Genomic DNA, 20,603 nt, shown 5'->3' with positions numbered 1-20,603 from the left:
CACATAAATTCCATAGCCCATTTGCCATTGTCTTAGATAATTTAGGTGCTGGGCCGTTGGCGGACACCCCGGTGCCGAATTTTGATCTACGTTGAGTATATGCCTTGTTCTCGGACTTGAGAACAAGGCAAATGAGCTGCTTGGTTTTCTAACTACTGCAAAATACTAAATGACGCATCCAATAACACGGGGCGTTCGATTTCCTTGCTGATGTAATCGCGAAGCGCGGCGACATCTTCCGATACCAGCGGGTCGGAACTGTGCAGCTTTACCGATAAGCGCACTTTTTCGCTAATCGATACGACTTCGACATCGTCGACTTCTATCGTCTTGTCGTTCACCTTATAGGTTTTTGCATTGATCGCGTTGGTAATACGGCTGTGTATCGCGGTGTTCGCGAAAGAATGATAGAGCGGAACGCTGACTAAGAAAAGTAGCAGCAGCGATAAACCGAGTCCCCGATTGACTCGAAACATCGTCGAATAACCTAAAAATAGAAAGGTAACCGCGGCGGCTAGCGCAATGCCGGCAAAGTTGGTCAAAAATAACAAGCCGGTGCCACTGACGATATTCCAGTCCCACCAGGCAATGCCGATGCCCATCGAACACAGCGGCGGCACTAAGGCGACCGCGATAGCGACGCCCGGTAGCGTTCTGAGCAGGGTCGCCTTGGCATGCGTATAGGCGGCAGCGCTGCCCGAGATGATCGCAACGCCTAAATCCAGCAGGCTCGGTTGCGAGCGGGAGCGGATTTCGGCGGTTAATTGTTCGTAAGGAATCAGTAGCGCGGTAATGACCGACACGAACAGACCCAAGGCGATGCCGATGCCGAACACCGTCATGCCGCTTCTGAGTAATTTGCTGTCGTTGCGTAAAATGCCCATCGATAGCGACACGATCGGACCCATAAGCGGTGCCAACACCATCGCGCCGACGACGATCGGGCTACTATTAAGATACAGGCCGAAGGTCGCCAGCATGCTGCTCAAGACCATCAAGCTGATATAAGGCCCGGATAGCTTGGCGTTGTCGCGCAGCATCAAAAACAAATCCTTGAAATCGGACTCGACCGCAGTCGAGAAGAACGGCATTCTCTTTTTTAAACGGTTCATATGCTTCGCGCTATGTCTGAGCGGTTTAATTTTGGCCGTGTCCTTCGCGTCGTCATGAATGACTTTATGCGCGGCTTTGTAGCGTTCGCCGACATTGATCGCAATACCTTGGGGAATGGTTTTTAACGAGATACGTTCGGCCTTGCGTTGCCGGCTGTCAATCGCATACGAAAGGGTATTAGGACTCGATAATTCTAACGTGGCGCTTTTGATATACCCGACCGCTTTCGGTAAGTGACTGACCGTGCGAAGCTTGCAATAAATCGCGATTATCAAGAAATTGAGAAACTCCATGACCGATGAAGGCGCCAAAAAAATTGCTGATAATTTGCCGTCTTGTGACGAAATGGATTCGTTAATCAGGTTCGCGGCAAGCGTTTCGATATCGTTTTCTATGATCAAAACACCGGTGACAGCGGTTTCGATACGCTGACCTTTTTCAGTTGAGACTGACAGCTCGAAAGGTTTGAGTTTGGTTAGATTGGGAATACTGGCAAGAAATTCGTTTACCTGTTCCCGTAGCGGATTTTTTTCGTAGGCATGCTGGCGCATCGTGATGAAAGGCGCTTCACCGATCAAAACCGTCCAGATGACTGCTTCATCGTTACACAGCAGCAAATCCACAGGGTATGCCTTGTCGGGGTCGAGCGCGCGCGGCACCGCATCTTCGACTTGTTCGGCAATGTTGAACAATCGGCAGATAATCGACTTATCCTTGGCCGGCAGTAAGCCGACACTGAATTGATAGCGATGTGCTTCGCGTAATAATCGGGATAATTCGCTGTTGGTCAAGAGACTCACGACATGTAAGCGGCCTCTCAAGAAGGCTGAAGGATCATTCATAAACTCGTCGAGCATTACCGGTTCCAGTTCTCCGCCGTAATGAATCGCGGCTTCCAAGGCGCTGCGGAGCCGAACCGAGTTTTCGGGCTGCTGATGAATCAATAAGGTTTTTTCCGTCGGCGTCATGATGCCTCCCAATTGTTATTATGTGTGTCCGGATGATTCTAACATGGAGAAAATAAAAGACAGTCAATTCGTTTTCCGTTGCGCGGCAAGTTAATGGGGCCTAGCAAATCCATCAAGTTAACCCTAAATTCGGCAGTTCAACCATGAAGCACATGAAGTTAATTAAGTATTTCAATAAATTACCTATACATTCCAGCTAACCTTTCGGGTGAGCGAAAGTTGTATACAGAAGAATGACAAGTTATTGAATTAACTTCTTATTCTTCATGATCTTCATGGTGAAATGCTTTTTCTAGGTTAATGGATGTCTTTATTTTTCGGAAGCGCTGGTGCAACGGCAAAAATGATACCAAGGTTTTTTAAACCGGCCTTGGCTCTAATAGTTAGGTCGCTAATGAAACGAAACTGCTGGTAGGGTTCGATAGGATAGGCTCTGATACGGTAATGCGTGCCCCAGGGCTGATCTTGGACAACCACGGCAATGGGTTGCTCGAGATTCAAATAAGGACTGGTCAATGCGACATCGTGCAGTAATTGTTTGACTCGAACGGCATCATGATCCGGGTGCAAATAAAAATTGGCCACGCATTGCAGCGCCGGTGTCCCGTTGTTGGCGTTCAGAATCGGCTCGTTCCAAATTTTGGTATGCGGGATGTAAGCGGCGGTATCGTCCGGCGTGACGATTTGTACGGCACGCATGCCGATATGTTTGACTTCGCCGTAGATGTCGTTGATTTCGATCCAGTCTCCGTTACGGTAGGGTCTCTCGCCAACCGCGACGATACCGGCAATTAGACCGCTGGCGTAATCCTTCAAGGCGAAACCCAGAACGATTCCGATAGAGCCCAACAACGCCAACATGTTTTGCATGGACGGTTCTATGATACGGGGTACGATCAATATAAATGCCGCCAGAATCAAAATCAGCCGCAGCAACGGAATCATCGCTAAAACGAAAAGCCGTGAAGCACCGTGAAGATAATCGGCAATCCAAGGAAAAAGCTTTTGCATCGCCTGAATCACGAAAACGGTGCCCAAAATGACGAGTACTACGTGCTGTAAGGTTCCTAAATCGGGCTTGATGAAAATGTTGGCGATGTTATTGTTGTCCATTGTCTTCTCCTAAAAATCGTCCAACAGAAAGTTTTGCGCGCTTAAATAATGCCGGCTACTGAGATAGCCCATTGGCGCGACGTGCCAGTTGTCATACTGCAAATGAACGACGCCCAAGGACTTCAAATTGAATAATAAGTCCATGATTTGATAGTCGGAAAAAGGTAAGACTCGGGTTAAGACCTTAGCCGGCAATCCGTTGTGTATCAGTAGGGCGTGCAGGATCAATGCGACGTTTTCATCATGAGAGCCGGGTATAACGGCACCTTCAGTGAAAGGACCGACCCAAACTGTGGTAGTTGGCGTCGAATCTTCAAGCGTTGCTTCCTCAGGCTCATTTCTCAAGCTATCGCGCCAAAAAAGTCTGGCGATTTCGGCATTGCCGCGGCAGCGCATGGCTAATTTGTTCAAGTCTTTGCTGACCTCTAGATTTTCTTCCCGAGAATCGGATAAAACGGTTTTGCCTGTATTGGCGTTTAGGAATTGCAAACCGGTCGGTTGGGCGGAGCTTGCCAGTTGCGAGAATAGAGCGGAGAGTCGCTTGCCGTCGAATGCTTGTAGCGTCAATGCATTGCCGTTCGATAAGGAGCAGACCCGCCGCAGGTAGGTCCAAGACCAGTCGGCGCAACCGATAATTCCGGGTCCTAAATCGCCGTTTAAAGCCAAGGCTAAAAATCGCCGAATCAATGATAATCCTTCCGCATGACGTAAAAAACATTTGTCCAAATTCGGCAAGACCCAAAGACTTTGTGAGTCTGTCGGAACATTGGGCCAAGTCGAATCGTTTTCGAGTATTTGTTCTACAGTGGGTTTGGTTATTAGACGAGCGTTATGCCGTGCGGTCCAACGGGCGAGAACTTCCTCATTAGCCGAAAATGCTTGACCTATGATGAATTTAACCGGGGAGCCGTTCGGTCGAGTTTGCAACCAGTCTTCCAATGCCCGATCGAGCGCATCGACGGCCGCATGCCGGTCGATCGGAGGCGCGAGCTGATCCAAGCGCGCCTCGGACAAAGTTTGTAAGGCATCTTCCGGTTTTATCGGTGTCGAGGATTCGTCGGCACGGGTAAAAAGGCGCTTGAACAAACGCCATTTTTGTCGGGCCGCATCCGTGCTCAAAACGATAGGCCGTTCAAAATCGCTGATTGATACGAATTCCCATAATGTAAAGGTTTCAGACGTTTCATGATTTTCATTGCGCGGGCGATTCATGATGATTAGACCAGTTTTATGTCGTGGCAAATAGCTTTGTAGGCGTTATAGTAGCCTAAGATCTATAAAATTGCGTCAAATTGAAGAGTTGCGTATATTGCAAAAAGGTTTCGGTAAATTTTTTACCCGGAGCCGTGACCCGAAAACTATTTTGTTCGATATTTTAATTAATAATTAAGGAGTCGGTCATGAGCGAAAAAGATGCGTATGTAGAAAAAATGAAAGCTAAACTCGACGAATGGAATGCTGAGATTGACAAGCTCCAGGCTAAGGCAAAGCAGGCCGAAGCCGATGCCGAGGTTCAATACAAGGAAGAAATCAGCGATTTAAAAAAGAAGCGCGATGAAGCTTCTGCAAAACTCGATGAGATCAAAGCAGCTAGTGAGAGTGCCTGGCAAGAGCTCAAAGGTGGTTTGGATAGCGCGTGGGATTCGATGAGTCAATCGTTTAAATCGGCCGCTTCAAAATTCAAATAAAAATTTCAAATCCATAAAAAGTCTCAATTACAATCATCCCGGCCGGACTGAATTTGAAAATTTAAATCTACAGTCCGGCCCATTTCAAGATATTCTTCCTTATTTTCGTATTATCTCGGCTATCTGAATTTTCATCGAACGCTTGTCGTATTGGCGATTGCTTGCCAGTTGGTTTAACATCCATGGAATTGAAATAGCGATAGAATATTTAAACCGAAAGCAAGAAGGCCAAAGCGCGTGAAAACAATTTTTCAAAGCGAAAACTGCTGGCGAATTGAAAAAGCGCATCGGGCCGCTTTTGTCATAGACGGCGAAAATTACTTCCGAGCCTTGCACGAAGCATTGCAGAAAGCACGACGGTCAATCATGATCGTCGGTTGGGATTTGCATAGTGAATTGCGCTTGATTCGAAACGGTGAAACCGCCGAATGCCCCGAAGAGTTGGGAAAATTGCTCGATTTTTTGGCTAAACGGAATCCGGGTCTGCAAATTTATGTGTTGAGTTGGGATTTTGCGATGATCTATGCGATGGAGCGCGAGTTTTTTCCTCGTTACAAATTGCTATGGAGTACTCATAAGCAAGTTCGATTTTGCCTGGACGGGGAACATCCGGTCGGCGCGTCCCAGCATATGAAAATGGTCGTTATCGACGACGCCGTCGCCTTTGCGGGCGGTTTGGACTTGAGCAAATGGCGTTGGGATACCTCTAATCATTTACCGGACGATAAACGCCGGGTCGACCCTGACGGCGAAGCCTATCCGCCGTTTCACGACATGCAGATGCTAGTCGACGGTCCGGCGGCGCAAGCACTCGGCGAATTGGCCAGCGAACGTTGGCAAAGAGCTTACGGAGAAGCTCCGTTGATCGACGAGCGGATCGAGATCGGCGATCCCTGGCCGGAAAGCGTTACAGCGGACTTCAATAATGTTGAAGTCGCGATCGCGCGCACCTGGCCTAGACATCGCGATTACGCCGAAGTGCGCGAGGTCGAACGGCTCTATCTGGATACGATTGCCGCGGCGCGCAAATTCATCTATATCGAAAACCAGTATTTGAGTTCCTTTCGAATCGGCGAGGCATTGACGGCGCGTTTACAAGAAACGGACGGGCCCGAAGTGATCATCGTGCAGCCGAAAAAAACCGGCGGTTGGCTCGAACAGCACACGATGGACGTGTTGCGTGCTCGGATCTTATTCAAATTACGCGAGGCCGACGGTCATCGGCGCCTGCAAGTGTATTATCCGAGAGTTTCCGTCGATCCGGAGGTGGATTTGATGGTGCATGCGAAAGTGATGGTGATCGACGATTGTTTCGTTCGCGTCGGTTCGTCGAACCTGAGTAATCGCTCGCTCGGTTTCGATTCGGAATGCGATTTGGCGATCGCGGCGGCGGAGGGCTCTCCGGAGTCCAAAGCGATATCGGCATTTCGTAATGGTTTGCTGGCCGAGCATCTGGGCACGGAAATCGAACAGGTAGCGAAAGCGTATCATGAAACAGGAACATTGGCCGGCGCGATCGAATCGTTGAGCAAGGGTGAGCGTAGGCTCGTGCCGCTAGACGGTGAAATTCCCGATGAAGTCGATCAATGGGTGCCCGAGTCCGAATTATTGGATCCTGAGCAACCGTTAGAGCCGGACGAATTGTTCCAATATCTTATCGGCCCGAAACAACAACTCCCCGTTTTCAAACATATGTTGAACAACGTCTTGTTGATCGCTATTTTTCTGGTGTTCGCGGCATTGTGGCGCTGGGCCGACTTGGGCGAATACTCGGTTTTCGATACGGTCGAAGCGGCCGCTTTGTGGGTGCAACAACAGCATTACGCATTTCTTTTGATTCCATTTCTTTACATCGCGGGCGGCTTGTGTTTTTTTCCGGTTACAGTGCTACTAATAGCCACAGTGCTGTTATTCGGGCCCTGGCAAGGCTTCTTGTATGCACTGATCGGCGCCGAATTAAGCGCGGTGAGCTTATTCTTGATTGGACGAAGACTGGGTCGCGATAAAATGAGCCGATTGAGCGGCGATTTATTGAACAGTCTGACTCGGAAATTCTCGGAATCCGGGCTGAAATCGGTCATATTTTTTCGTATTTTTCCGGTGGCTTCGTTTTCAATCGTCAATTTGATCGCCGGGGTTTCCAAAATTTCCCTATACGACTTTGCGCTTGGAACGATGATCGGTTTGCTGCCTGCCTTATCCGTGTTGGTCATTATGGCTTACGGCATTTTCGTGGCGATGCGAGATTCAGGATCGAGTTATTTCGTCGGATTAATGATGGTCATCGCTTTATTCGGTGTTGCCTTGTTCTTTTTTCTGGGGCATCTGCGAAAAAAATACGGCAAAGGCGTGAGCAGCGGGAGCGTATGAAACTTAGGGTCGCGACTTACAATATTCACAGTTGTATCGGACGTGACGGCGCCAGAAATACGACCCGTATCGCTCAAGTGTTGAAAGAAATCGATGCCGACTTGATTGCGTTGCAGGAAGTGGAGACATTGATTGCTCATCCCGAAAGTGTTCTGGCCGAGCTCGAACAAGCCGCCGTGGCGAATGCGATCAGCGGATTCACTTATTTGGCGAAGCAGGGACACTTCGGTAACGTCTTGCTGTCTCGCATTCCTGTTCGCGCCGTGGAACATATCGATATCAGCGTGCCCGGCAGAGAACCGCGCGGCTTGATCGATGCAAAACTGACGCTCGGCAACACGAACCTGACGATACTGGCGACTCATCTTGGTTTGTCCCCGGGAGAACGGCGACGGCAAGTTCGAGGCGTGTTGTCGGCTTTGGCAAGCAGTACCGCCGATGTTAATATCGTGCTGGGTGACTTCAATGAATGGCTGCTATGGGGACGTTCGATGCGCTGGTTGAAGCGCCGCTTCAACAAAATGCCGGCATTAGCGACATTTCCGGCTCATCGACCGCTGCTGAGCCTGGATAGGATTTGGGTTGATCCGGCGGAACGCATGATTTCGCTTGAGGTTCATGTTTCGGAATTGAGTAAAATTGCCTCCGATCATTTACCGCTCGTGGCGGAAATCGAAGTAGGAAATATTTGATGGATATCGATTGTTTTGAAAACAGGAATAACGAGTGAATGATCAATACTTGAGTAACCTAAAAAGATCATTGCTGATCAATATTAAGGGAGGCAGCAGCAAATCAACCCAAACGGTTTTTCCAGTGGGCCACTCAATCTCATAGAGATACACTATACTCATCGGAGATCAAAATTCGGCGCCGGGGTGCCCGTCAAAGGACGCCGTGAATACGCGTCCATGTAGGCAAAGCCTTTGTCGAGCACCCCGGCGCCTCCTAAGGCACTGCCGAAACTTGAAATGCGAAAGGTATAAAATACCGAGTATGGTGGTCAGGGCAATAACACTGGTCAGTAAGCGTATGGTAAGCCTGGGGCAGGGCAACCTTAACAGTTCGACTATATTCATCGCAGATTCCTTCATGTTTGATTCTAGTCTGTAGCCGCAGTAATCACCCGGTCGCGTCCAGATTGTTTCGCTTGATACAACGCTTCGTCGGCACGTTCGATAGCAGTTTCGATATCTTCATCGCTATTCACTTCGGTCAGTCCGATCGATACAGTTTGAGTGACGCTGATTTTATCTTCGCGAATAGGTTGCTCAGAGATCCTTATCCGTAAACGATCCATAACCTTTTCGGCCTGATGTAATCCGGTATCAGGGAGTGCGATCAGGAATTCCTCTCCGCCATAGCGATAGATGCGATCGCGAGGGCGAAGACTCGCCTCGAAACGATCCGCCAGTTCTGCCAGAACGATATCGCCAAAACTGTGACCATGATTATCATTGACTGTTTTGAAGTGGTCGGCATCCATCATGGCAAGGCTAAGCGGTTTACCGCTCCGCTTTGTTTGGGCAAGCTCTCGTTTAAGATCCCGAACCATGCCGGTGCGATTCAGTAAACCAGTGAGTTCGTCAACATCGGTGAGCGAAGAGGTAATACCCATATCGAAACGGTTTATAGCACTGTCAAAGCGCTGCATTGCATTTAACAGGCTGCGGAACAAACTGCAATCCAGCTTGCCTTCAGCTGCGGCCGATAACGCTGAATGTATCTGTGACAGAAGCTCTCTCTGGCGAGCACGGACATCCCCGAGTAGTGGATGATTCGATACAGCTATCGTCAAGACTTTTTCAATTGAGGATAATACATCCATACACTGGAGAAGCTGCTCTTCATTTTCTATTGTAGAATCAAGGTCGGAAAACTGCAGCCGAAAGAACAGTTCGAGGCGACATGCCTGGTGTTTTGCCACTGCTTTCCGCAAAACTAAATGCAAAATTTGCAGCGTATCGGCATCTTCTTCACGGGTCAGAGGTTTATTCATCTTTGGCCACCTACAATAAGGCTTTTGACACCTACTTCCCTCAAGTTTGACACGGACATGAATGATGGCAATAATTTCTAATCAAAAATGACAATATCAACATGAGTATTCATAATGTCTGCTTATTACAGTAGTTGAATTCTCTGACGATAGACAGGAAATTTGCAGATCCTGGTCAAAGACCGGATCAGGTTTACTGAATAGTATATCCTATATCTTTTTCGTCATTGCGTCGAAGATGAAGCGGTTCCCATTCGTTCAACTAGGAGTGATAATTATACTCATCGTAGATGAAAATTCGGCCTCGGGGTGCCCGTCAAAGGACGCCGTGAATACGTCCATGTAGGCTCTATGCCAGCTCCATGCTGGCAAAGCCTTTACCGAGCACCCCGAGGCCTCCTCCGGCACTGCCGAAATTTGAAGTGCGAAAGGTATAAAACTGAGGACCATCATCTAATCTATGCCAATGCATTTTCCCATCCGGAATCCATGACGAAAAGGCAAGGGCTTTTCGCCAAATGAATCCTCTTTTGCATTTCCCTGAAATTTACCTCATCGGTTATGCTGAAAATGGTTATAGCGGAATCGCCCGAATCAACTCGGAATTCTTCTTCGGAATTTGCCAGGTTGAACTTGACGTTCGGAATCCTTGCCAGCTCTACTATCGCCTCCATGAATTCCAAAGCCTTTTGATCTTCGCCTGCTTTTGACACATAGGCGGTGAGAACCATACTTGTTTTCCGGTTTCGCTTCAATTTATAAGCCAAAAGAAATGCCAGATCCGTTTTTCCCAAGTCTATACCAATCTTCCACCCGTTCTCCGGACGGTCGATGATTAAATGAACACCTCCTCTTGCTGATAGACCAAACTCTTCACCGGAAACAAGCAATGCGCCCAGCTTGTTTTTCTGGGCATCTTGAATGATTCTACGGATTTTTTCTTCTCGCTCGCCGCTCTCGGGAAAGGGGAGGACAATCATGCTCGAGCGGAAAAAAGCCCCGCCGAGGGCTTCAATTCCGGCAGCAAGTTTATCAGGAAATGTTGCGGCATCAATTACCGTCCATGTCGAAAAAATCTGATTCTCTTCAAATTTGTTTGTCAGGTCAGGAAGATTTTTCGTCATTTCATGATAATTTCGTTCTCCGGTTAGGCCGAGCAAGCGCACAAAGCCATTGGGTCGAGCGATGTCCCGCAGCAGAGGGAAGACGTTTACAATGTCTCGTGAGTCTTCAACGGGCACAAGGACGTTTGCCTTCCACGTTTTCTCGCGAGGACCGGCCAGGCTAGCGACTTTACTAGCGGCCCATTCGGCCAAGGCGGTGAATAGGCCGCTACGTACATCGCCAAAAGGCGCTTTAATACGCTTATGAACCAGGTATGTATGTAGGATGATCACTACAGCAATGGCAATACCTCCAAAAGCCACATCGATTATAAACATGGCGAAAAGACATCCAGATGCTCCTATCAGTGGCACAATTCGGGGGATACGCAAAAGAGGGCGAAAACTGACCAGTTTGAGGCTTTGTTCGTAAGCGTCCAACGCCACCATCTAAAAATCCCTCGCAGCCACTGTTATCCTCAGGATTTTTCCACGAGGAGAGCACATGGCATTATCGGACAAACAGAAACATCACATCGAAGCCTGGCAAGCCAGCGGATTGACGAAATCAGCGTATTGCCGTCAGACGGGTTTGAACGTCAAAACCTTTGGCCGCTGGTGCCGATTGGCTCGGCAAGCGGTTGACGCCGATGCGCCGACATTGATACCGGTCCGGCTGCAACCGGAGCCGGCGGTCTCGGGTTCGTTGTCGTTACGTTGGCCGCAAGGCCACGTTTTAGAGCTGCCGGTCAGTGTATCGCCGCATTGGCTCGGGGAGTTGCTGCAATGTCTGGTTTGATTGAGAGTCCGGCGCAAATCTGGCTGGCGGTCGAGCCGGTCGATATGAGGCGGGGCATCGATGGCTTGTCGGCGATTGTCCAACAGCGCTTAGGACATGCGCCATGCGCCGGGGCAGCGTTTATTTTTCGCAATCGCGCCGGTAATCGTTTGAAAGTGTTGCTGTGGGACGGCAATGGCGTTTGGTTGTGTCAACGCCGTCTGCATCGAGGCTCGTTTACCTGGCCCAAGGCCTCCGAAACCGTATTTGCCCTGAGTCAGGCGCAGTGGCAATGGTTGATTGCCGGGGTCGATTGGCAGCGCTTATCGGCGTCATCGTCAGCCGATTGGCAAGTCTAAAAGGCCTGAAAAAAACACGTAAAAATTCGTAGAAACCCAGTTGAATCAAGTGCTTCAGAGGGCTTGATAGGGTATAATAAGCCCCATGAATCCACTGGCCGAACTCGATCAATTGAACCTGGAGCCCGCCGCGAAAAACCATGTCGCGGCGTTGCTGCAGGCGCTTCTTGATCAAGCTGCTCAGGACGCCAAAACCATTGAGGCTAAAGAAGCTGACATCCAGGCTAAAGACCTCAAAATCGGCGCCCTGACCTACGAATTGGCCTACTACAAGCGTATCCGCTTCAGCACCAAGAGCGAAGCGCTGGCACCACTGCAACGCGACGTGTTCGAGGAAACTCTCGATGCCGACATTGCCGCTATCGAAGCCGAGGTCGAGCAGCTTCAAGACGGCCCGGCGTGTGATACTGTGGTTCGCCCCAAACGTCCGCGCGCCGGCCGCCAGCCCTTACCGGATCATTTGCCCCGCATCGAGCACCGTCACGACCCCGAATCCTGCACTTGCGGTCAGTGCGGCAAGGACTTGGTCAAGATCGGCGAAGACGTCACCGAACAACTGGACGTCGAGCCGGCTAAATTCTTTGTCCATCGTCATATCCGCCCGCAATATGCCTGCCGAGCCTGTGAAACCGTCACGGCGGCGCCGATTCCTCCAGCCGTGATCGACGGCGGTATGGCGGCAGTCGGCTTGCTGACCTGGGTGCTGATCGGCAAATTCCTCGATCACTTGCCGTTGTACCGATTGGAACAGATCGCCGCCCGTAGCGGTGTGATCTTGTCCCGCTCGACACTGGCCGATTGGGTCGGACGCCTCGGCGTCGCCCTGGAGCCCTTGGCCGATCGTTTAACCTGGCACTTATTGCATCGCGATAGCTTGCATGCCGACGAAACCCCGGTTTCGCAACTGGATCCCGGCAACGGCAAAACCAAGAAAGCCTATTTATGGGCTTATCGCAGCAACGATTTGCAACCCGGCCCCAAGATCCTCGTCTTCGACTACCAAGCCGGCCGGAGTGGCCGGCATGCGCAGCAATTTCTACAAGGCTGGCACGGTCACCTGCTGGTCGATGACTACAGTGGCTACAAAGCCCTGTTTGCGACGGCGCGTGCGCATCCCGAATCATCTTGCCTACTCGAACCGTGTGTCGAATTGGCGTGCTGGGCGCATGTGCGCCGAAAATTCTTCGATCTGTATCAGGCCAATCAGAGCCCGATCGCGCAGGAGGCGTTAAATCGTATCGCGGTCTTATATGTGGTAGAAGCCGACGCGCGGGAACTGACATCCCGAGAGCGCCAAACCCTTCGGGCCGAAAAAAGCCTGCCGGCACTCACGGACTTACACGACTGGCTGCACCAAACCCGGTTGCGCACCGCACCGAATACCGCGACCGCCAAAGCCATCGATCACGCGTTAAAACGCTGGCCAGCCCTGACACGATATGCCGAAACTGGCGATTTACCCATAGACAACAACCCGGTAGAAAACGCCATCCGGCCCATTGCCCTGGGCAAAAAAAACTGGCTGTTCGCCGGATCCGAGCGTGCCGGTCAACGGGCCGCCGTCATCCAAACCCTGCTCGGCACTGCCAAACTCAATGGCCTCGATCCCGCCGCTTGGTTAAATGAAACCCTGGAAAAACTCCCTACCTGGCCCAATAGCCGGATCGACGAGCTGTTGCCTTTCGACCATCTGGATTAAATCATGCTCAGTTGAGTACGAATAGGTGGCTCGGCTGGACGCTTACCTTTGTTCAATGAGTACTACAACGTTGATCGTGGCATACGTGACCAAAAAAAACATGGTGATAAGAGGGGCAATGGCGTTGAGGTTTCTTAACATGAGAGCAAGCAGCACGATTGCACCGGTCAAAAGTAAGGCGTTTCGGGGTTCTCCCTTGGCTGTGCGAACGGTAAACCAGTTGCTGGCGGGAAGGATCCTGTGTTCGCCCAAGGCTTGCAGGATGCGGGGTGAACCTACCAGTGAGGAAAGGGCCGAAGAGAAGGTTGCCCCTAGTAGTCCCGCCAAAACAGCAGGCCCCCAAGCGGCACGATCAATCATCACATTGTAGTTGTTGAGCAGTTCTTCGGTGGGCGTCGTCATCGCCAGCCATACCGCTAGCAAGATATACACGACGAAGCATATGCCAATGGCGGCAAGTGTTCCGACGGGAATGCTTTTGCGCGGATTTTGCAAATCCCCGGACATGTTGGCTCCCGCCATGATACCCGTCGCGGCAGGGAAAAAGACCGCAAACACCACCCAAAAGTCAGCGCCCTGGAACGCGGTTTCCGGAGAACCGGGAAAGGTGCCCCACCATTGCACATTCTCGACCCATGATGTGGTAAAAACCGAGGCGCCAATAGAAATTAACGAAGCGATTATCGTTACCAGGATTACATATTGAATCTTAAAAGCCAGATCGGTGCTGATGAACGCAATAGTGAATAACGCCACAAAGGTCCCAAGGTCGACCAGCAATGGCGCGTGATCAGGAAAAATCCACAGCCAACCGGCCCGAAAACCGAATATGTACATGGACACGGCCAAAGCCTGGGCAAGGTAAAGAGGGATGCCGACACTACCACCTACTTCCAGACCCAACGATTGTGAGATTACCGAAAATGCGCCCCCTGTCCCTATTCTTATGTTGGTGGTGATACTGGACAAGGAAAGACCGGTGCAGAAAGTGATGGCAAATGCGAGAGAAATAATGAGCAATGCTCCGAGAAGTCCGGCGTTGCCGACCAACCAGCCTAATCGCAGATACATGATCACGCCCAAAATGGTTAAAAGAGTCGGCGTGAAGACCCCACTGAAGGTTCCAAAAAGCCTCCTGGAAGGTTTTCGGGTGATCTTTTCTTTGACTTCTTTTTGCACTGCCCGATCAGCGTTTGCAGGTCTTTCTAGTTTGGAGTCTTTTGACATATCTGCTCTTGAGGTCTAAGTAAGTAGGTAATTATGACGTTTTTAGATTTTTTACGACTTTGCAGCCAAACTTCTTCGAGTTTTTATCGCTAAAAAAGTTTGCTTTTTAATTTTTGTCGGATTCGTCCGTGAGTGCTGATAGGAAGTAACGGACAATAATTTAAAACAACAACGATAGATCGTTGATGTAATATTAGATATACCTTTCGGGCAAACTTACATCGCTGACGAACTAAAAAAATGAAACATAAAACTGGGATAGGGTTGAAAGGAAAATTAAGATGAAAACAGTCATGAAACAAATGCTCCTAACTACCGTTTGGCTACTCTGTTTGCTGTCCGAAATTCATATTGTTCAAGCTCAGGATTTATCGAAATTATTGACCGGCAATGATATTAATGAAAGTGCTCCTGCACCGGATAAAGTCATTACGGTAACGCACTTGAAACAAAATGATAAAAAAATAGAAAAACGTTTGCTGGAGATTTACTCAGAATTGGATAATCTAAAAGATATAAAAGTATCCGTTAGTAATGGTGTTGTGACCTTAGAAGGAGAAATTGTTTCAAAAGCAGCGGAAACAAGAGCTATTCAATTTGCCCAACAAATCGAAAGCGTTGTCGAAGTTGAGAGCCGGTTAATTTTTGATCAAAGTATAACAAAACGTTTTCCGGAGACGATCAATAAAATATCGACGTTCGGCAAGCAGTTGATCGCCGGGCTTCCCTTGATTCTAATGGCGTTGCTATTATTTTTGGTATTCTGGATATTGGGCGGTTGGCTTTCTCAACGTCAAGCCCTTTTTCGACATATTAGCGTTAACAATTTCATTGCCGAATTATTGGGTAAGATCACCCACTTTGTTTTTATACTGATAGGCATTGTCCTGGCGCTAAACCTATTGGATTCAGTCGCACTATTGAGCACAATACTCGGTGCTGCCGGTATTTTCGGCTTGGCCGTCGGCTTTGCGATACGAGATACAGTAGAAAATTTTATTGCAAGCACCTTGTTGAGTATTCGAAATCCCTTTGAAATCAATGATTTTATTGATATTGAAGGCCGGCAAGGCAATGTCGCTCGTCTGACATCACGAGCCACTATATTGATATCACCGGATGGCAATCATATCCGTATTCCAAACTCGACGGTATTCAAAGCCACGATAACCAACTTTACACGAAACCCTGAGAGACGGTTTCAATTCGATATCGGTGTAGGTACCACCGATGATTTATCAAGAGCTCAGGCTATAGCCTTGGCCATGCTCAAAACGATACCCGGCATTTTACAGGAACCAAAACCGTTAGCCATTATTCATGAGTTAGGTGATTCCAATGTTGTGATGCGTATTTTCGGTTGGGTAAACCAAACACAACATGATTTTTTAAAAGTGCGTAGCGAGGCGATTAAATCCGTGAAGCAGGTTTTTGACGAATCATTAATCACGATGCCAAATCCGATTTACGATCTTAGAATGACTGATAACCAGGAGCCCTCCCAGGAAAAAAATCAACGGTCGGTTAAGAAAGCTTTAAAAATAAATCTGCAAAACATCGATAATCAAACTGAAGAAGTTCATGATATGACAATCGATCGCACTGTCGAAAATCAGATTTCAAAGGAAAATATAGAAGACAAAGGTGAAAATCTTTTGGATCCGAATACGCCTTCAGAGTTATAAATCTAAAAAGAGCAGTATAGCGATTCGGTCACTCCTTCCTGTTATCGACAACGGTTTGTCGCTTGGTTAGGGGAAAGAGAGAGCCGGTCTTACCCTCGTTTTCGAGTAAAGAAATGATTTTGTAACTTAGATTCAACGCTATAAACCTTTCGCACTTCAAATTTAGGCAGTGCCTGAGGAGGCGCCGGGGTGTATGGCAAAGGCTTTACCAGCATGGAGCTGGCATAGAGCCTACAGGGATGTATTTACGGCGTCCTGTGACGGACACCCCGGCGCCGAATTTTGATCTGCGATGGGTATAAAGCGTTCCTGAACCATAAAAATTCGGAGAGACGACCATGGCAAAAAAAAATACGCTCAAAAAATCCTCTGATAAGGCTTGGTCGAAATGGGGGCCCTATCTTAGCGAGCGGCAATGGGGAACGGTGCGTGAAGATTACAGCGACAATGGCGACGCCTGGAATTATTTTCCCCATTCGCAATCGACATCGCGCGCCTATCGGTGGGGCGAGGACGGCTTGGCCGGTATCAGCGACGATAGCCAGAGACTTTGTTTCGCGCTGTCGCTTTGGAACGGTCAAGACCCGGTACTGAAAGAACGCCTGTTCGGTTTAACCGGGCCGCAAGGCAATCACGGCGAAGACGTCAAGGAATATTATTACTATCTCGATGCGACGCCGAACCACTGCTATCTGAAATATCTCTATAAATATCCGCAGGATGAGTTTCCCTACAAAGACCTCGTGGATACCTCCGCCGGTCGATCCAAACGCGACCCCGAATACGAACTGATCGATACCGGGGTTTTCGACGCGGACCGTTATTTCGATGTCTTCGTCGAATATGCGCAGGCCGACCCCGAGGATATTCTGATCCGCATCGGCATTGTGAATCGCGGGCCGGCCGAAGCATCGCTTCGAGTACTGCCGACGCTGTGGTTTCGCAATACCTGGACGGGGTCGAATCAGACGGCCAAGCCGCGATTGTCTCGGGACGAAAGCGGAAACGGCACGAGCGCGGTGACGGCAAGTCATGTCGAATTGGGCGATTACCAATTGATGGCAGAGGGCGCGCCGGATTGGTTGTTCGTCGACAATGAAAGCAATAACCGTTTATTGTTCGGTGGCGAAAACCATAGCGCTTATGTCAAGGACGGCATCAACGACTACATCGTGCTTGGCAAGCAGGATACCTTGAATCCGGAAGGATTCGGCACGAAAGCGGCGGCCGATTATGCGTTGACCGTTCGGCCGGGAGAGACGAAAACCGTCAGACTACGCCTACGTAAAGGAAATGGCGAAGCGAAAACGGCTTTCGAGGATTTCGACGCCATCTTCGAGCAAAGAACCCAAGAAGCGGATGAATTTTATCAGAAGTTGACCGGGGAACTGCCCGGCCGGCAAGCGCTCGTGTTGCGGCAGGCCCTGGCGGGCATGATCTGGACCAAGCAATATTACGAATTCGATGTCGGCCGCTGGCTCGAAGAGCATCACGGTAAGGCTATCCGCAATGGCGATTGGGGACACATGCGCAATCACGACATTATTTCGATGCCGGACAAATGGGAATATCCGTGGTATGCGGTTTGGGATTCGGCTTTTCATACCTTGGCGCTGGTACTGGTTGATCCTGATTTCGCAAAAGGGCAGCTCAGTCTGTTTCTTGACGAACGATATTTGCACCCGAACGGCCAGATTCCGGCTTACGAATGGAATTTCAGCGACGTCAATCCGCCGGTCCATGCCTGGGCCGTTCGCATGGTCTATCATATCGATCGCGAGCGTCGGGGCGATGGCGATATCGATTTTTTAAAAAACGCCTTTGCCGATTTGGAGCGCAATTTTCATTGGTGGGAAACCCGCAAGGGCCCCGACGGCGATGTTTATCAAGGTGGCTTTTTGGGTTTGGACAATATCGGCGTATTCGACCGCAGCGAACATCTGCCGACCGGCGGGCATCTCGAACAGTCGGACGGCACCGCCTGGATGGCGCTCTATGCGCAGAACATGATTCAGATCGGCTTGGAGTTGAGCAAGCACGATCCCGGCTATCAGCAAAAGGTCATTGCCTATCTCGATCACTTTTTGGAAATCGCTGCGGCTATGCATGATATCGGCAGCGAACACCGGGATATGTGGGACGACGAAGACGGTTTTTTCTATGATGTGCTGCGCTTCCCGGATGGCGGCTCGACTCGTTTAAAGGTACGTTCGCTGGTCGGCTTGTTGCCGTTATGCGCGGTCACGGTAATCGAAGCCGATACCTTGGCGCAGTTACCCGACTTCGCAGAATGCTATGAAAACTTGATTAAGCGTAAGAAACATCTGGCCGAGGCGATTTTCTGTCCGGTGACGCCCGGCAGAGAGAATCGACGCTTGCTGGCGATCCTGGATGAAGAGAAATTAAGGCGCGTGTTGACCCGTTTGCTCGACGAACAAGAGTTTCTAAGCCCTTACGGCATTCGTTCGCTGTCCAAATATCACCAGGAACATCCTTACCATTTTCATTGGGAGGGTCAAACCCATACCGTCGCATACATACCTGGCGAGTCCGATACCTATATGTTCGGCGGCAATTCGAACTGGCGCGGGCCGGTATGGCTGCCGGCTAATCTACTGATCATTCAAGCCTTATTGATAATGCATGCCTATTATGGCGACGATTTTAAGATGGAATGCCCGACCGGTTCAGGCAACCGGCTCAATCTGTTTCAAATCGCCAAGGAAATTTCATGCCGGCTGATGGATATATTTCTGCCCGATCAAAACGGCAGACGGCCGGTTTTCGGCGGTGCGGAAAAGTTTCAGAGCGATCCTCATTTTCGCGATCATCTGTTGTTCTATGAATATTTTCATGGCGACGACGGTTCGGGGCTGGGGGCCAGCCATCAAACCGGTTGGACCGGAACCCTGGCGACGCTTCTGACGATATTCGGTTCGCTCGATCATGAAGAATTGATGGAAGGCGGCATGCAGGAAATCGTCGAAGCATTGGCGGGAACGGACAAAACACCAACCCGGCAAACAAGGTGACTTTATGGCGACCGTTGATTATCCCTCGCTTTATCAAATCAATACACGGGTCCGGCATCGGCGGTTTTGCCGCGATCGGAGGCGGGCCGCCGGTATCGACGACTGGCCGGATAGCGAATGGCAAGGCATGGCTGAACAAGGCTTCGATTGGCTATGGTTACTGGGCGTTTGGCAAACCGGTCATGCCGGGGCGCAAGTTTCACGAAGTCACGAACCTTGGCAGCAAGGCTTTCAGGCCAGTTTGGCCGACTTGTCCGAAGATGACATTTGCGGGTCTTGCTTCGCGGTCACGGCTTATCGAACGTTGGAGTGCCTCGGCGGAGATAAAGCTCTCGCCAGTGTACGCAAAAAGCTGAACGAGCGAGGGCTGAAGCTGATGCTCGATTTCGTGCCGAATCACACCGCATTGGACCATCCTTGGGTTCGGGAACATCCGGAATTTTATATTCAAGGCTCGAAAGAAGATCTGGCGCGCGAACCGCAAAATTATATCGAATTGGAAAGCTCGCAGGGCAGACAAGTCTTTGCTTACGGCCGCGATCCTTATTTCGACGGCTGGCCCGATACGCTGCAACTAGACTACGGCAATCCGAGAGTACAGGAATCGATGATCGCCGAATTGCTCGCCATAGCAGAACGCTGCGACGGCGTGCGCTGCGACATGGCGATGTTGATTTTGCCGGACGTATTCGAGCGAACCTGGAGGAAACCGATAGAACCGTTTTGGCCGAAAGCGATCGCGGCGGTTCGCGAGCGTTTTCCGGATTTCATGCTGCTGGCCGAAGTCTATTGGGATCTCGAATGGAATCTGCAGCAACAAGGCTTCGATTACACCTACGACAAACGCCTTTACGACCGGCTTAGAGACCGGGCTGCTCGCCCGGTGCGTGATCATTTGGTTGCGAGTCTCGATTTTCAAAACAAACTGGCGCGTTTTCTCGAAAACCACGACGAACCGCGCGCCGCGGAGACGTTTCCGCAAGATGTCCACGAAGCCGCCGCGATCGTCACTTTTCTCTCGCCCGGTTTGCGTTTTCTTCATGACGGTCAATTGACCGGCAACAACGTGCATATTCCGATTCATCTGTGCCGTGGGCCCGAAGAGACCGCCGACCGACGCTTGAGCGAGTTTTACAGCGGTTTGTTGCAGACTTTGCAAAGACCGTTTTTTAGAAGCGGCGAATGGACATTGGGGGATTGCCGACCGACCGAAGACGGCAACGAATCCTGGCGGAATTTCATCGTTTATCGATGGCGATCGGTCGATGAAACGGCTTGGGTCGTCGTCAACTATGCCGATCAGCCAGGCCAGTGTTGTCTTGAAGGAGTGCCGATACCGAAAATCGCAAATAACACGGAAGTTCTGTTGAGTTCGCAGCCTCAGAAACCAGCCGTCGAAATAAATGAGGAGGTCATCCGGTTCGATTTTCCGGCATGGGGGTATCGTGTTTTTAAGTTGCCGGACTGAC

At 50.0% G+C, this 20,603-nt stretch carries 15 protein-coding genes; 9 read left to right on the top strand and 6 right to left on the bottom strand.

The window, feature by feature from the left end:
* Window positions 1-152: 152 nt before the first annotated feature.
* The 3 genes from ACINK7_RS12275 to ACINK7_RS12265 all read right to left on the bottom strand — a co-directional run bounded on the left by ACINK7_RS12275 (window position 153) and on the right by ACINK7_RS12265 (window position 4,406).
* Window positions 153-2,081: a DUF389 domain-containing protein gene (locus ACINK7_RS12275; protein ID WP_404355513.1), complete on the bottom strand. Its 1,929-nt coding sequence runs from the start codon at window positions 2,079-2,081 to the stop codon at window positions 153-155.
* A 297-nt stretch (window positions 2,082-2,378) separates the two neighbouring features.
* Entirely contained in the window at window positions 2,379-3,194 is an 816-nt protein-coding gene (locus ACINK7_RS12270) for a mechanosensitive ion channel family protein (protein WP_404355511.1), read from the bottom strand.
* A gap of 9 nt (window positions 3,195-3,203) precedes the next feature.
* On the bottom strand, window positions 3,204-4,406 hold the full coding sequence (locus tag ACINK7_RS12265; protein WP_404355509.1) for a hypothetical protein: 1,203 nt from the start codon (window positions 4,404-4,406) through the stop codon (window positions 3,204-3,206).
* Between the two features lie 188 nt (window positions 4,407-4,594).
* On the opposite strand from ACINK7_RS12265, the gene ACINK7_RS12260 reads away from it, so the two are divergent.
* From ACINK7_RS12260 to ACINK7_RS12250, 3 genes are all read left to right on the top strand, one after another.
* A complete protein-coding gene (locus tag ACINK7_RS12260) occupies window positions 4,595-4,882 on the top strand; it encodes a hypothetical protein (protein ID WP_404355508.1) in 288 nt (95 codons plus the stop codon).
* Window positions 4,883-5,119: 237 nt separating this feature from the next.
* A complete protein-coding gene (locus ACINK7_RS12255; protein ID WP_404355506.1) occupies window positions 5,120-7,252 on the top strand; it encodes a VTT domain-containing protein in 2,133 nt (710 codons plus the stop codon).
* Window positions 7,249-7,944, top strand: coding sequence for an endonuclease/exonuclease/phosphatase family protein (locus tag ACINK7_RS12250; RefSeq protein WP_404355504.1), 696 nt, complete (start codon window positions 7,249-7,251; stop codon window positions 7,942-7,944). The genes ACINK7_RS12255 and ACINK7_RS12250 overlap by 4 nt, the downstream gene beginning before the upstream one ends.
* 410 nt (window positions 7,945-8,354) lie before the next feature.
* Here the strand turns inward: ACINK7_RS12250 and ACINK7_RS12245 are convergent, their stop codons facing one another.
* The gene (locus tag ACINK7_RS12245; RefSeq protein ID WP_404355502.1) at window positions 8,355-9,251 is read right to left on the bottom strand and encodes a GGDEF domain-containing protein; all 897 of its coding nucleotides are present in this window, start codon (window positions 9,249-9,251) and stop codon (window positions 8,355-8,357) included.
* 458 nt (window positions 9,252-9,709) lie between these two features.
* Window positions 9,710-10,804 (bottom strand): hypothetical protein, encoded by a 1,095-nt coding sequence (locus tag ACINK7_RS12240; protein WP_404355500.1) that lies wholly within the window; start codon window positions 10,802-10,804, stop codon window positions 9,710-9,712.
* Window positions 10,805-10,859: 55 nt separating this feature from the next.
* On the opposite strand from ACINK7_RS12240, the gene tnpA reads away from it, so the two are divergent.
* From tnpA to tnpC, 3 genes are all read left to right on the top strand, one after another.
* The gene (gene tnpA, locus ACINK7_RS12235) at window positions 10,860-11,153 is read left to right on the top strand and encodes an IS66 family insertion sequence element accessory protein TnpA (RefSeq protein ID WP_404355498.1); all 294 of its coding nucleotides are present in this window, start codon (window positions 10,860-10,862) and stop codon (window positions 11,151-11,153) included.
* Window positions 11,141-11,491 carry an IS66 family insertion sequence element accessory protein TnpB gene (tnpB, locus tag ACINK7_RS12230; protein WP_404355496.1) on the top strand — a complete coding sequence of 117 codons (351 nt, stop codon included), beginning with the start codon at window positions 11,141-11,143 and terminating at the stop codon, window positions 11,489-11,491. The genes tnpA and tnpB overlap by 13 nt, the downstream gene beginning before the upstream one ends.
* Before the next feature lie 85 nt (window positions 11,492-11,576).
* Window positions 11,577-13,190: an IS66 family transposase gene (gene tnpC / locus ACINK7_RS12225; protein ID WP_404355494.1), complete on the top strand. Its 1,614-nt coding sequence runs from the start codon at window positions 11,577-11,579 to the stop codon at window positions 13,188-13,190.
* A gap of 42 nt (window positions 13,191-13,232) precedes the next feature.
* On the opposite strand, the gene ACINK7_RS12220 is transcribed toward tnpC, so the two are convergent.
* Complete coding sequence (locus tag ACINK7_RS12220; RefSeq protein WP_404355492.1) at window positions 13,233-14,417, bottom strand: amino acid permease; 1,185 nt, start codon at window positions 14,415-14,417, stop codon at window positions 13,233-13,235.
* A gap of 332 nt (window positions 14,418-14,749) precedes the next feature.
* On the opposite strand from ACINK7_RS12220, the gene ACINK7_RS12215 reads away from it, so the two are divergent.
* The 3 genes from ACINK7_RS12215 (at window position 14,750) to ACINK7_RS12205 (ending at window position 20,602) form a co-directional block, all read left to right on the top strand.
* Window positions 14,750-16,102 carry a mechanosensitive ion channel domain-containing protein gene (locus tag ACINK7_RS12215; RefSeq protein ID WP_404355490.1) on the top strand — a complete coding sequence of 451 codons (1,353 nt, stop codon included), beginning with the start codon at window positions 14,750-14,752 and terminating at the stop codon, window positions 16,100-16,102.
* Window positions 16,103-16,440: 338 nt separating this feature from the next.
* Entirely contained in the window at window positions 16,441-19,134 is a 2,694-nt protein-coding gene (locus ACINK7_RS12210) for an MGH1-like glycoside hydrolase domain-containing protein (RefSeq protein WP_404355488.1), read from the top strand.
* 4 nt (window positions 19,135-19,138) lie between these two features.
* Complete coding sequence (locus ACINK7_RS12205) at window positions 19,139-20,602, top strand: alpha-amylase family glycosyl hydrolase (RefSeq protein WP_404355486.1); 1,464 nt, start codon at window positions 19,139-19,141, stop codon at window positions 20,600-20,602.
* The last annotated feature ends 1 nt before the right edge of the window (window position 20,603 follow it).

Source organism: Methylotuvimicrobium sp. KM1, assembly GCF_044788715.1.
In the GTDB taxonomy this organism is placed as follows: domain Bacteria; phylum Pseudomonadota; class Gammaproteobacteria; order Methylococcales; family Methylomonadaceae; genus Methylotuvimicrobium.
The sequence above is the reverse complement of the archived record's forward strand: the minus strand, read 5'-3'. Positions and strand labels throughout refer to the sequence as shown.